At 70.3% G+C, this 12,461-nt stretch carries 11 protein-coding genes; 6 read left to right on the top strand and 5 right to left on the bottom strand.

The features are described from left to right. Nucleotides 1-278: 278 nt before the first annotated feature. The gene (locus ASG04_RS03755; RefSeq protein ID WP_162241687.1) at nt 279-1,220 is read right to left on the bottom strand and encodes a C40 family peptidase; all 942 of its coding nucleotides are present in this window, start codon (nt 1,218-1,220) and stop codon (nt 279-281) included. 345 nt (nt 1,221-1,565) lie between these two features. Continuing rightward, a complete protein-coding gene (locus ASG04_RS03745) occupies nt 1,566-2,261 on the bottom strand; it encodes a metal-dependent transcriptional regulator (protein ID WP_056120578.1) in 696 nt (231 codons plus the stop codon). Between the two features lie 121 nt (nt 2,262-2,382). Here ASG04_RS03745 and serC point away from each other — a divergent pair, with 121 nt between their 5' ends. Further along, the gene (gene serC, locus ASG04_RS03740; protein WP_056120576.1) at nt 2,383-3,501 is read left to right on the top strand and encodes a phosphoserine transaminase; all 1,119 of its coding nucleotides are present in this window, start codon (nt 2,383-2,385) and stop codon (nt 3,499-3,501) included. 112 nt (nt 3,502-3,613) lie between these two features. Here serC and ASG04_RS03735 read toward each other — a convergent pair whose 3' ends face one another. Both ASG04_RS03735 and ASG04_RS03730 read right to left on the bottom strand, forming a co-directional pair. Then, a complete protein-coding gene (locus ASG04_RS03735; RefSeq protein ID WP_156463513.1) occupies nt 3,614-4,228 on the bottom strand; it encodes a DUF3027 domain-containing protein in 615 nt (204 codons plus the stop codon). Beyond that, the gene (locus ASG04_RS03730) at nt 4,225-4,602 is read right to left on the bottom strand and encodes a cold-shock protein (protein WP_056120570.1); all 378 of its coding nucleotides are present in this window, start codon (nt 4,600-4,602) and stop codon (nt 4,225-4,227) included. Before ASG04_RS03730 ends, ASG04_RS03735 begins: the two co-directional genes overlap by 4 nt. A 50-nt stretch (nt 4,603-4,652) precedes the next feature. Here ASG04_RS03730 and ASG04_RS03725 point away from each other — a divergent pair, with 50 nt between their 5' ends. The 5 genes from ASG04_RS03725 to ASG04_RS03705 all read left to right on the top strand — a co-directional run bounded on the left by ASG04_RS03725 (nt 4,653) and on the right by ASG04_RS03705 (nt 11,164). Next, nucleotides 4,653-4,955 (top strand): hypothetical protein, encoded by a 303-nt coding sequence (locus ASG04_RS03725; RefSeq protein WP_056120567.1) that lies wholly within the window; start codon nt 4,653-4,655, stop codon nt 4,953-4,955. Between the two features lie 28 nt (nt 4,956-4,983). After that, nucleotides 4,984-6,813, top strand: coding sequence for a helicase-associated domain-containing protein (locus ASG04_RS03720; protein ID WP_056120561.1), 1,830 nt, complete (start codon nt 4,984-4,986; stop codon nt 6,811-6,813). 30 nt (nt 6,814-6,843) lie between these two features. Further along, a complete protein-coding gene (locus tag ASG04_RS03715) occupies nt 6,844-8,559 on the top strand; it encodes a DNA repair helicase XPB (RefSeq protein WP_056120557.1) in 1,716 nt (571 codons plus the stop codon). A 22-nt stretch (nt 8,560-8,581) separates the two neighbouring features. Further along, nucleotides 8,582-9,277 (top strand): response regulator transcription factor, encoded by a 696-nt coding sequence (locus tag ASG04_RS03710; protein WP_056120555.1) that lies wholly within the window; start codon nt 8,582-8,584, stop codon nt 9,275-9,277. A 165-nt stretch (nt 9,278-9,442) separates the two neighbouring features. After that, nucleotides 9,443-11,164 carry a sensor histidine kinase gene (locus ASG04_RS03705; protein WP_056120550.1) on the top strand — a complete coding sequence of 574 codons (1,722 nt, stop codon included), beginning with the start codon at nt 9,443-9,445 and terminating at the stop codon, nt 11,162-11,164. Nucleotides 11,165-11,352: 188 nt separating this feature from the next. Here ASG04_RS03705 and ASG04_RS03700 read toward each other — a convergent pair whose 3' ends face one another. Further along, nucleotides 11,353-12,252, bottom strand: a complete 900-nt coding sequence (locus tag ASG04_RS03700) for a hypothetical protein (protein WP_056120547.1) — start codon at nt 12,250-12,252, stop codon at nt 11,353-11,355. Between the last annotated feature and the right edge of the window lie 209 nt (nt 12,253-12,461).

The raw sequence follows: 12,461 nt of genomic DNA, 5'->3' as shown, positions 1-12,461 counted from the left end.
GGACGAACGGGTGAGGACGGACTGCCCCCGGAACGAAGAAGAGCACCACCCTGGCGGGTAGTGCTCTCGGTCACACCGGGACGTGCGGGTGCACGCAGGTCGTCGTCGACCGTATGTCCACGTACGCGCGCCGACCCATGGTGCGGGTCGTGTGTGACGTGGACATCAGGTCTCCTGTTCGGGCCGTGACGGGCCGATGGGGCCAGATTAACCCAGGAACCGGCCCAGCACGAGGGGTGCTGAGCCGGTTCGGAGAGTGTTCAGGTTCTGGTCGGACGTCAGATGCCCATCCGGACGATGTGGTAGTCGCTCGTCCAGATCTTGCGGATCGACACGGCGCCGCCGGGCTTCGGGGCGTCCATGATCATGCCGTTGCCCATGTAGAAGCCGTCGTGCGCCTCGTTGTTGAAGATGACGACGTCGCCGGGCTGGGCCTGGGACTCGGGGATGGTCGTGCCGGCCTGGTCCTGCAGCGGGACCGAGTGCGCGAGGTTGATGCCGTACTGGGCGTACACGAACATCACGTAGCCCGAGCAGTCGAAGCCGGCCGGGGTGGCGCCACCGAAGACGTACGGGGTACCGATGTACTGCTTGGCGGTCGCGACGACGGCGGGCAGCGAGAACGGCGTGCCCGCTGCGGGAGCGGCCGCGGTGGACGCTGCGGTCGTGGTGTTCGTCGTCGACGAGGCCAGGTAGTCGCTCTTGGTCGGGCCCGTGTAGGCCGCGTACTGCTTGGCAGCAGCCGCACGGGCCGCCGCGACGTCAGCCGCGTGCTTCTCGGCGTCGAGCGTGGACTGCGCGGTCGCGGAGTACCCGTCGCGGCCCGTGTCGGCGAGGGCCGCGGCGTCGGAGACGGACAGCTGCTGGCTCTCGGTGGTGCGCGCGGCCTGCTGGGCGGTCGCGGTGTCGGAGGCACCGGACGGCTGCGTGGCGGCGAACGCTGCGGGGACGGCCATCGTGCCGAACATGCCCGCGGCGACGGTCAGGACGATCGGTGCCATGAAGCGACGCTTGCGCGAGACCGACGAGGGCTTCGTCATCGCGGTGCGCGGAGCGGGTTCGGCCCTGCGGACGGCGTGGGTGCCGGTCGCGCGCATCGCCGCGGTGGCGGAGGACCGGCGGGGCGTCCGGCCTTCTGCCTCGCGGCTCGCCCGCCGGGTGAGCGGGGCGTCGGTCGGGGTGGCGGCGTTCTCGGTGTTCGTCGGGTTCACGGGCGTCACGTCCGCGGGCGTACCGGTCTGCGTCAAGAGGGAGGTCTCCGGCGTCTCGTCGTCACGCGCCACCGGCCACCGACTGCGTGACCTCTGACGTGCGCGACCCCATCCGTTCGTCATCGTCTCCGATCGAGGCAGGAGACGGGTGCGAGACGTCCTGCCACGGGTTCCCGGGTCGTTGTCAGCCCGGGGACTCGTCGAGTGTACGGGCGGACCGTTACCTTGTCGAGACGAAAACGCCGTTTGGTAACGGAACGGTAAAGAAGCCCTGGTCAGGGGGGTCCTTCGGATTTGCAGCGGGGCCTGCGTCAACCGCTCGACGTCGTCCCCCGGCGGCGTACCCCGGTCGGGCTACGCGGCGTCGATGTAGACGTGCTGCGCGACCTCGGAGGGGAGCTCGATGCCCGCGTCCTCGCCGTCGACGCGCACCGCGACGTACGCCCCGGCACGCTGCACACTGGCGAGCCGGCCGGGCATGACGCCCGCTGACCGCAGCTGGTGCAGGAGCTCCGGCTCGAACTGGACGGGCTCACCCAGGCGACGGATGACACCCGTCGCGACGGCGTCGGTGCCCTCGGTCGCGGCGACGATGTTGCGGACGCCGTCGAGGAAACCGCCGGCGTCGGGCCCGCCGATCTCGGCCAGGCCGGGGATCGGGTTGCCGTACGGGGACTCGGTCGGGTTGCCGAGCATCTCGAGCAGGCGGATCTCGACCTGCTCGCTCATCACGTGCTCCCAGCGACAGGCCTCGTCGTGGACGAACGCCCAGTCCAGGCCGATCACGTCGGAGAGCAGTCGCTCGGCGAGACGGTGCTTGCGCATCACGTGCGTGGCGCGCGAGCGCCCCTCGACGGTGAGCTCGAGGTGCCGGTCACCCGACACGACGACCAGGCCGTCGCGTTCCATGCGGGCGATCGTCTGCGAGACGGTCGGACCGGAGTGCCCCAGGCGCTCGGAGATGCGCGCGCGCAGCGGGACGATCCCCTCTTCCTCGAGGTCGAGGATCGTCCGCAGGTACATCTCGGTTGTGTCGACGAGATCGGTCACGGTCCGCCCTCTCCTGTCCGGCTCCAGCGCGACCCACCCTACTTGTTCGCGGCGACAAGGCGGCATCGTGACGCGTCCGTCCGGGGTCGGGTGGGATACCAGCGATCGGTAGGATCGGTCCATGGCAGACATCGTCATCCCCGCTGAATTCCTCCCGACCGACGGACGCTTCGGGTGCGGCCCGTCCAAGATCCGTGGTGCGCAGCTCGAGTCCCTCGTGACCCGTGGGGCGACGATCCTCGGCACCTCCCACCGCCAGGCGCCCGTGAAGGACCTGGTCGGCTCCGTGCGCTCCGGTCTCGCCGAGCTCTTCCAGCTGCCCGACGGCTACGAAGTGGTCCTCGGCAACGGCGGCTCGACCGCGTTCTGGGACGCCGCGGCCTTCGGGCTGATCGAGCGCCGCGCCGAGAACCTGTCCTTCGGCGAGTTCGGGTCGAAGTTCGCCAAGGCCGCCGCCGCCCCGTGGCTCGAGGCACCGCACGTCGTGCAGGCACCGGGCGGGTCGCGCTCCGAGCTCGAGATCGTCGAGGGCGTCGACGTCTACGCCTACCCGCACAACGAGACCTCGACCGGCGTGATGGCACCGGTCGTCCGTGCCGAGGGCGACCCCGGTGCGCTCACGGTCGTCGACGCCACCAGCGCCGCCGGCGGTGCGGCGTTCGACGTCAGCGCCACGGACGTCTACTACTTCGCACCGCAGAAGAACTTCGCCTCGGACGGTGGGCTCTGGCTGGCGCTGTTCTCCCCCGCGGCGATCGAGCGCGTCGAGCGCATCGCCGCCTCGGGCCGCTACATCCCCGAGTTCCTGTCGCTCAAGAACGCCGTCGACAACTCCCGTCTGAACCAGACGCTGAACACACCGGCACTCTCGACCCTCCTGCTGCTCGACGACCAGGTGTCCTGGATCAACGGCTCGGGCGGACTCGCGTGGGCGGACGTCCGCACCAAGACCTCGTCCTCGACGCTCTACGACTGGGCCGAGTCGGTCGACTGGGCGACGCCGTTCGTCACCGACCCGCAGCACCGGTCGCAGGTCGTGGCGACGATCGACCTCGACGACGCGATCGATGCCGCCGCCGTGGCCGCGACGCTCCGTCAGAACGGCATCGTCGACACGGAGCCGTACCGGAAGCTCGGGCGGAACCAGCTGCGGGTGGCGACCTTCACGGCGATCGACCCCGACGACGTGCAGCAGCTCGTGCGGGCGATCACCTACGTCGTCGGCCAGCTCGGCGCCTGACGCCGGCGCGGGTCAGCGCACGCCACAGCACCACGGAACGGACACGGCACCGCGGAGATCCGCGGTGCCGTGTCCGTTCGTCGGTGCAGTGCGACGGTGTCAGTGCTGCTCGTCAGTGCTGCTCGTCGTCGGCGGGCTCGCGGACGTCGGCGAGCTGGTCGACGTCGACGCCCTCGATCTCATCGTCGTCCGACTCGGCGAGGTCCCCCTCGTCGGCGTCCGTGAAGTCGTCGTCCTCGTCGAACTCGTCGTCCGACTCGTCGTCGTCGTCGTCCGACTCGTCGTCATCGTCGTCGTCGTCCGACTCGTCGTCATCGTCGTCGTCGTCCGACTCGTCGTCGTCGGACTCGTCGTAGTCAGCGTCGTCGTCGTCCTCGTCGTCCTCGGACCCGTCCTCGGACTCGTCGTGCGCCTCGTCGTCCTGCGCCGCGCGGTACTCGGCCAGCCGCTCCGACCACGGCACCCACTCCGGGGCGAGCAGCGCACCGTCGCCGGGCATGAGCTCGACCTCGAGCACCGTGGGCTCGTCGCCCTCGACACGGGCGATGCTGACGGTCCAGCGCCAGCCGGGGTAGCCGGGCATGCGGTTCGCGAAGAGGACCGAGACCACCCCGTCGCCCTCGTCCGTGGTGCCCGCGGGTGCGCCGACGGTGGACTCCGGGGTCACCTCGAGCAGCGCGGTGCGGGCCAGTTCGGTCAGGTCGGTGTGCTCGGTCGTCATGGTCATGCGTCCAATTGGTCTGCGACGTGCCGCAGGATCGCGGCGATGCGTGTGCCGTTCTTCGGGTAGCGGCCGTGGCGGAGGTCCCCGCTGATCCGGTCGAGCTCCTTCACGAGGTCCTCGACGATCACGGCCATGTCGTCCGCCGAACGCCGCGACATCTTCGCCAGCGACGGCTTCGGGTCGAGCAGCCGGACCGACAGCGCCTGGGAGCCCTTGTTGCCCTGCACGACGCCGTACTCGAGTCGCGCACCGGCCTTGACGGTGGTCGTGCCCTCTGGCAGCGAGGACGCGTGCAGGAACACCTGGTCACCATCGTCGCCGGTGATGAACCCGAACCCCTTCTGGTCGTCGTAGAACTTGACCTTGCCGGTGGGCATGCGTGGACTCCTCGATGTGTGTGCGGCCGTGGTGCGGATATCCTGGGCAGATGGCCAAGCCGACCCGATCCCCCGGGGACACGCGGAACTCCGCGCAACCCCCGGCGACGTCCAATCGTACCGAACGCGTCATCGCGTTCATGGTCGGTGGGATCGTCCTCTTCACGATCATCTGCTTCATCGTGATGATCGTCGGGTGGCTGACCATCGGCACGATCCCCGGCACCGGCATCTGGCCGGTCGCCCTCAGCGTGATCTACGTCGGACCGCCCATCGCGATGGTGCTGATCCTGGCACTGCTCGCGACCGTCTGGACGCGCAAGGCCCGCGAACACAAGAACGAGGCACGCTGACGTCCGCTCCGGACGCGGGCGAAGGACGATGACGACCACCGCCGACCTGGCCGCCCGACTGCGGGCGATGCCGGACGACGACCTCGAGCGGCTGATCGTCGCGCGCGGTCTGCCCACCGCCGTGCTCGGTGAGACCGGGCCCCAGAGCATCACCGACTTCTTCGACCTCGCCGAGGCATTCCGCGCCGAGGCCGCGGTCGACGCAGCGGTCGAGCGACTCCCCCGCCGCACCCTGCTGGCGCTCCGGGACGGCTCGACGGGTGACGACCTGGCTCCCGCCGTCGCCCTCGGCCTGGCAGACGACGACGGCCGGGTCGACGACGCGGTCGCCGCACGCGTGGCCGCCCACCCCGACCTCGCAGCCCTGCATGGGGCCACGCCGCCGGTTCCGGATCGACCCGCCAGCGGCGAGTCGGCCGTGCCGGTGGGGGGAGGCTCGCAGCACGACCGCCCCGACCGTCCCGTCACCGACACGGTCGGCCCGGACGCCGCACGCGCCACGGGCGCCGAGCACGCGTTCACGACGATGACCGTGCTCGCCGAGCTCCTGCGGGCGGTCGAGGACGGCGGCGTGCGCGAACTGGTCAAGGGCGGCATCGGGTCCCCGCTCGCCCGACAGCTCGCCGAGCGGTCCGGCGCCGACGCCGAGGTCGTCCCCGGACGCCTCGCGCTGCTCGCGCACATCCGCTTCACGGTCCCGGACGACCACACCTGGGCACTCACCGACACCGGCCGAGCGTGGCTGACGACCTCGTGGCCGGAGCGGTGGACCGACCTCGTCACGCGCTGGCACGACATGCTCGACCCCGCGGTGCACGACGTCCTCGCACTCGCGGGCACGGACTGGCGCGACCTGGTCGCCCTCGGCCGCTGGGCCTACCCCGCCGGCGCGCGCTGGCTGGACGCGACCCTGCTCGACGTCGCCGGCACCGCGAACGCGCTCGGACTGACCGTCGAGGGCATCGTCACCGACTCCGGCTCGACCCTGCTCGGCGACGACGCGTCCGCCGCTGCCCGGGTCGCCGCCGACGACCTGCCGCAGACGGTCGAGGGCGTGTACCTGCAGCACGACCTGACGGTCATCGCACCCGGACCGCTCGCCCCCGCGGCCGACGCCGAGCTCCGCAGCGTCGCCGACCTCGAGGCCCCGGGGCTCGCCGCACGGTACCGCGTGTCGGACGACTCCCTGCGGCGGGCCCTGCGCGCCGGCAGGTCCCGCGACGACGTGCTCGGCCTGTTCGAACGCATCGGACTGACCGGCGTCCCGCAGCCCCTGGCCTACCTGGTCGACGAGGTCGCCGCCCGTGACGGCAGCATCGTGGTCGACCGAGCGGGGGACGGGCTCGGTGCCGTCGTGCGCGGCACCCCCGACCAGCTCGACCTGATCGGGGTGGACGCCGAGCTCCGCCAGATGGCGTGGGAGCGGCCCGACCTGACGACACTGGTGACCCGCTACCCGGCGCACGTCGTCCACGCGGCGCTGGAGGACCAGCGCTACCCGGCCGTGCTGCAACCCGGCGCCCGCCCCGAGACGCACCACGGGCCTCCCGGTCGTCGCCGTGCCGCGACCCGGTCGCCGGAAGCCGCCGCGCGCGCCGTCGTCGGACGGCTCCGTCTCACGACGGAACGGGGCGACGCCGAGCCGGAGCAGGAGTGGCTCGGACGGCAGATCGACCTGGCCGTCCGGGGTCGCACACCCATCCGCGTCGTCGTCCGGATGCCGGACGGCACCGAGCGGCCGTTCTCGATCGTGCCCACGTCCGTCGCCGCCGGACGCATCCGCGGCAAGGACACGGCGGCCGACGTGGAGCGCACCCTGCCCCTGTCGCTCGTCGTGTCCGTCGACAGCGAAGCCTGACCCAGGCGCACCCGGCTAGGCTGGCAGGTCATGAACGGACCGCTGATCGTCCAGAGCGACCGCACGGTGTTGCTCGAGGTCGCACACCCCGACGCCGAGGACGCACGCCACGAGCTCGCGGTGTTCGCCGAGCTCGAACGCGCCCCCGAACACGTGCACACCTACCGGGTCACGCGCCTGGGGTTGTGGAACGCGCGCGCCGCGGGCCACGACGCCGAGAGCATGATCGCCACCCTCGAGCGCTTCGCGAAGTTCCCGGTGCCGCAGAGCGTCACCGTCGACATCCGCGACACCGTCAGCCGGTACGGCCGGCTCGTCATCCGCCGCGAGGAGCGCGAGGACGCGCCGGTCATCGCGAACTCGCCGGGCGAGGAACTCGAGCGCCAGCCGAGGCTGCTGCTGACGGCGACCGACCCGACCGTCCTCGCCGAGGTCACCCGGTCCAAGCGCATCAAGCCACTGCTCGGCGACAAGCGGTCCGACACCGCGATCGAGCTGCAGCAGTGGGCACGCGGGCAGGTCAAGCAAGAGCTGGTGAAGCTCGGCTGGCCCGCCGAGGACCTGGCCGGGTACACCCCCGGACAGCCGCACGCGATCGACCTCGACACCACCGAGTGGGACCTGCGCCAGTACCAGCAGGACGCGGTCCAGAGCTTCTTCGCGCAGGGGTCCGGCGTCGTCGTGCTGCCGTGTGGCGCGGGCAAGACGCTCGTCGGCGCGGGGGCGATGGCCACCGTCAAGGCGACCACGCTCATCCTCGTCACGAACACCGTCTCCGCGCGACAGTGGCGATCCGAGCTACTCAAGCGGACGTCGCTCACCGAGGACGAGATCGGCGAGTACTCCGGCAGCGTGAAGGAGATCCGGCCCGTCACGATCGCGACCTACCAGATCCTCACCGCGCGCCGGAAGGGCGAGTACACCCACCTGTCGCTCCTCGACGCGCTCGACTGGGGCCTCGTGGTCTACGACGAGGTCCACCTGCTGCCGGCACCTGTCTTCAAGCTGACCGCCGATCTGCAGGCTCGTCGTCGCCTGGGACTCACCGCGACCCTCGTTCGCGAGGACGGCCGCGAGGGCGACGTGTTCTCGCTCATCGGTCCGAAGCGGTACGACGCCCCGTGGAAGGAGATCGAGGCCCAGGGCTACATCTCCCCCGCCGAGTGCTACGAGGTCCGCATCGACCTGCCGCACGAGGACCGGCTGGAGTACGCGGCGTCGAGCGACGACGAGCGCTACCGGCTCGCGGCGACGACGCCGGCCAAGACCCCGGTCGTCCGGGCCCTGATCGAGAAGCACCGCGGCGAGCAGATCCTGGTGATCGGGCAGTACATCGACCAGCTCGACGCACTCGCTGCCTCCCTCGACGCGGCCGAGATCACCGGGTCGACGCCCGTCGACGAGCGCGAGCGGCTGTACCAGGCGTTCCGCGACGGCGAGATCGACGTCCTTGTCGTCTCCAAGGTCGCGAACTTCTCCGTCGACCTGCCCGACGCCACGGTCGCCGTCCAGGTGTCCGGGTCGTTCGGGTCGCGGCAGGAAGAGGCGCAGCGGCTCGGTCGGCTGCTGCGGCCGAACAAGGACGGCCTCCCCGCGTCGTTCTACACGCTCGTGACCCGCGACACCGTGGACCAGGACTTCGCCCAGAACCGGCAGCGGTTCCTGGCTGAGCAGGGCTACTCGTACACGATCCTCGATGCCGACCAGATCCAGGGCGTACCCCAGACGCTCTCAGGGAACGCTTAGGGAACAGTCAGAGGATAGGGCCATGACCGATGGACCCAAGATCCTCATCGTCGATGACGAGCCGAACATCCGCGACCTCCTGACGACCTCGCTGCGGTTCGCCGGGTTCGCCGTCCGCGCAGTGGGGAACGGCGCCCAGGCCATCTCCGCCGTGCTCGAGGAAGAACCCGACCTCATCATCCTCGACGTCATGCTCCCCGACATGAACGGGTTCGGTGTCACCAAGCGCCTGCGCTCGTCCGGGTACACCTCGCCGATCCTCTTCCTCACCGCGAAGGACGACACCGAGGACAAGATCACCGGCCTCACGGTGGGTGGCGACGACTACGTGACCAAGCCGTTCTCGCTCGACGAGATCGTCGCCCGCATCAAGGCGATCCTCCGTCGCACGATGAACGACGAAGAAGACGCGATCATCCGCGCCGGCGAGCTCACCATGGACCAGGACACGCACGAGGTCACGATCGGCGACGCGCAGATCGAGCTCTCGCCCACCGAGTTCAAGCTGCTGCGCTACCTCATGCTGAACCCCAACCGCGTGCTGTCGAAGGCGCAGATCCTCGACCACGTGTGGGAGTACGACTTCAACGGCGACGCCGGCATCGTCGAGTCCTACATCTCGTACCTGCGTCGCAAGCTCGACCAGTACTCCACCGAGCCGATCATCCAGACCAAGCGGGGTTTCGGGTACATGCTCAAGGCGTCCAAGGCCTCCTAGCCCAGGTTCGGGCGGGCTCGTCGCCCGGTCGTCCTCACGGCGCTCGTCCGGTTCTGCCGGGCGGGCGCCGTTCTCACGGCGCTCGTCCGGTTCCATCAGGCGGGCGCCGTTCTCACGGCGCTCGTCCGGTTTCACCGGTCGGGCGCCGTCTACCGTTGGGGCAGCATGCACGCGAGAATGAACCGCTGGTGGGACGGGATCTCCCTGCGCACCAAGATCACCGGGATCACGGTGCTCCTGGTGGCGCTCGGGCTGCTCGTCGCCGGCCTGGGCACGATGACCGTCCTGTCCACCTACCTGGTCTCCCGGCTCGACAACCAGGTCACGACGACGACCTCGCAGCTCGAGGGGCAGAACATCAGCGACGGTGAGCAGTACTGCAAGCTCACGATGGTGCTCGAGAAGAGCTCGTACGTCGCCGCCTACGACAGCGACGGCAAGCAGATCTGCGACACCCAGTCGACCTCGCAGCCGGACATCGCGACCGTCGACTTCCCGGCCGCGACCAAGGCGAACACCCCGTTCACGCTCTACGACAAGCAGCACAACCACGAGTGGCGAGCGCAGGTCATCCCCGCCAACTTGCAGAACCTGTCGACGGGCGCGACCGAGACCGGCTACGTGCTCGTCGCCGTGTCGAGCGCGGACACCGACCAGACGATCGCTCGGTTCACGGTGATCTTCCTGGGGTTCGGCGTCTCGGTGATCCTGCTCGGCGCGATGCTGACCCGGCTGCTCGTGACCGCGACGTTCGACCCCCTGCGCGACGTCGAGGACACCGCCGCCCGGTTCGCTGCCGGCGACTTCAACCAGCGCCTCGACGCCGACACCCCGAACACCGAGGTCGGCCGCCTGAACCGGTCGCTCAACGCCATGCTGGAGCGCATCGACAGCGCCTTCGAGGACCGCGAACGCACAATCGCCCAGATGCGCCGCTTCGTCGGCGATGCCTCGCACGAACTCCGGACGCCGCTGGTGTCGCTCCGCGGGTACGCCGAGCTCTACCGGATGGGTGCGCTCCGCAAGGACGAGGACGTCGCCCAGGCGATGGAGCGCATCGAGAAAGAGGCGCAGCGCATGGGTCTGCTCGTGCAGGACCTGCTGCAGCTCGCCCGCATCGACGAGTCCAAGCCGCTCGAGCTCGGGCCGGTCGACCTCGTCGCCATCGCCCGCGACTCAGCGCTCGACACCATGGCGTCGAACCCCGACCGCGAGATCCAGGTCCTGGTCGAGGACTCGGTCACGGGCGAGAACGTGCCCCAGGCCGTGCGGGCGCCGTCGTCGTTCGGACCGGGTGCCGTCACCCCGACCTCGGCCGACTCCGCCCCCACGTCCCCGTCGGCGAACACAACGGGGCCGATCGCGTTCTCGCGCCAGACGCTGGCGCGGCTGCGTGCCCGGCGCAACCGAGCGATGGAGATCGAGGGGCCGGTCGGCACCGAGACCACTCCCCTGCCCACGGTCGTGCTGCCGAAGCGTCCGCCGATCGTCCTGGCCGAGGAGAACAAGATCCGCCAGGTCGTGACCAACCTGATGGGCAACGCCATGCGCTTCACCGCGTACGACGACCCCATCGAGATCGGCATCGGCGTCGACGACGACCGTGGGATGGCGCACATCGACGTCATCGACCACGGCGAGGGGATCCCGCCGCAGCTGCGCGAGAAGATCTTCCAGCGCTTCTGGCGGGCCGACACCTCGCGCGCTCGGGACACCGGCGGCTCGGGCCTGGGGCTCGCGATCGTGTCCGGGATCGTCGCGGCGCACGGCGGGTCCGTCGAGGTCATCGACACCCCGGGCGGTGGCGCCACCTTCCGCATCTGGCTCCCCCTGCTCCCCCGCGACTGGGCGCCGACCCCCACTCCCGAGGCGCCCCCCGCGTCTTGACGCCGCGGCGCGCGTGCAAGGTCCCCGAGGTGCCTGCTGCCCTCAAGGTTCCGTAATTCCGGCATCTCGAGCCCGCGGACAGGATCTTCGCGGAACCTCGTGACGGGCCCAGCGGCGAGTCGTGGAACCTTCCGGCACGTTCACTGCGCGGAGGGAAGTACGCGGTCACGCGCGGCGCTGCCCGCACCTCAACGACGATGCCGGTACCCATCGACGCGACGCTGCTCGAACGCCTGCCGCAGGCGCTCGAACAGCACTGCGGGGCGCACGGCATCCGGGGCCGTCGCATGGATCAGGATCCAGTCGTTGACACTGAACCCGTTCGAGCGTCGCTGATCACGACGGAATGTCTCGCGGCCGAGGTGGTACTCGCCGTCGTACTCGAGCGCGATCCGCAGGTCCGGCCAGGCCAGGTCGACGCGCCCCAAGAACTGTCCTGCGGCATCGTGGACATCGACGTTGGTCTCCGGCTCGGGGAACCCTGCATCGACCACCGCCAGTCGCATCCGTGTCTCCATCGGCGACTCGGCGCCGGTGCGGACGAGGTCGAGCGCTCGTCGCGCATGCGTCGCCTGTCGACCTCGCGCTGGGATCGCCGCCGCGAGGTCGTCGATCGTCGCGAGCCCGCTTGCTCCGACCATGTGGTCACCGAGGACGACGAGTTCCACCAGGTCGAGGACCGCGGCGCACTCGTACCAGCACCGCGCAGGACCGCTGACCGTGAAGCCGCGATGCTGCCGCACGTCGATCGTGACGGAGCGGACTCGGTGCGGCGTGACCTGTGGTCGACGCATCACCGGGGCTTCCCCGATCGAGGTCACGTGGACGAGGTCGTCGTCGAATCGAGCCGGCAGTGGCGCGCCCCAGAGTCGAGCCGCCGTCGTGTGGCTGAGGAATTGGTCCGATCGCATCACGACGGCCACTGCCTCGACCAGGTCGATGCGCTGGCCAGCCGGGACTCGCACCCCGTGCAGCGGCGCCACGAGGTCCTTCCGCGTCAGACGCGCACGTGACGCACCGAGCGCCAAGGCGTCATCGACGCGGAACGCGCCGGTGGCGATCTTCCCGAGAGGTGCCCGTCCCGTCATTCACCGACGGTCCCGCCTGGAGGCCCTGGTGTCGGCCACTCGGGGACGTTCTGTGGAGAACGACGGAGGTCGGGCCTCCTGTGTGGGAGTCGGCAAGCCGTTCTCGACGCCTCCAGCGAACCCGCGTGGTGGCGGAACTTGCCGCTCACGTTGCACGCGGTGCCGACATCCACCGGTCGCGGCACTCGAGATGCCGTAATTGTGGAACC

The organism is Curtobacterium sp. Leaf183, assembly GCF_001424385.1.
Classification (GTDB): domain Bacteria; phylum Actinomycetota; class Actinomycetes; order Actinomycetales; family Microbacteriaceae; genus Curtobacterium.
This window is presented reverse-complemented; position numbering and strand designations above follow the sequence as displayed.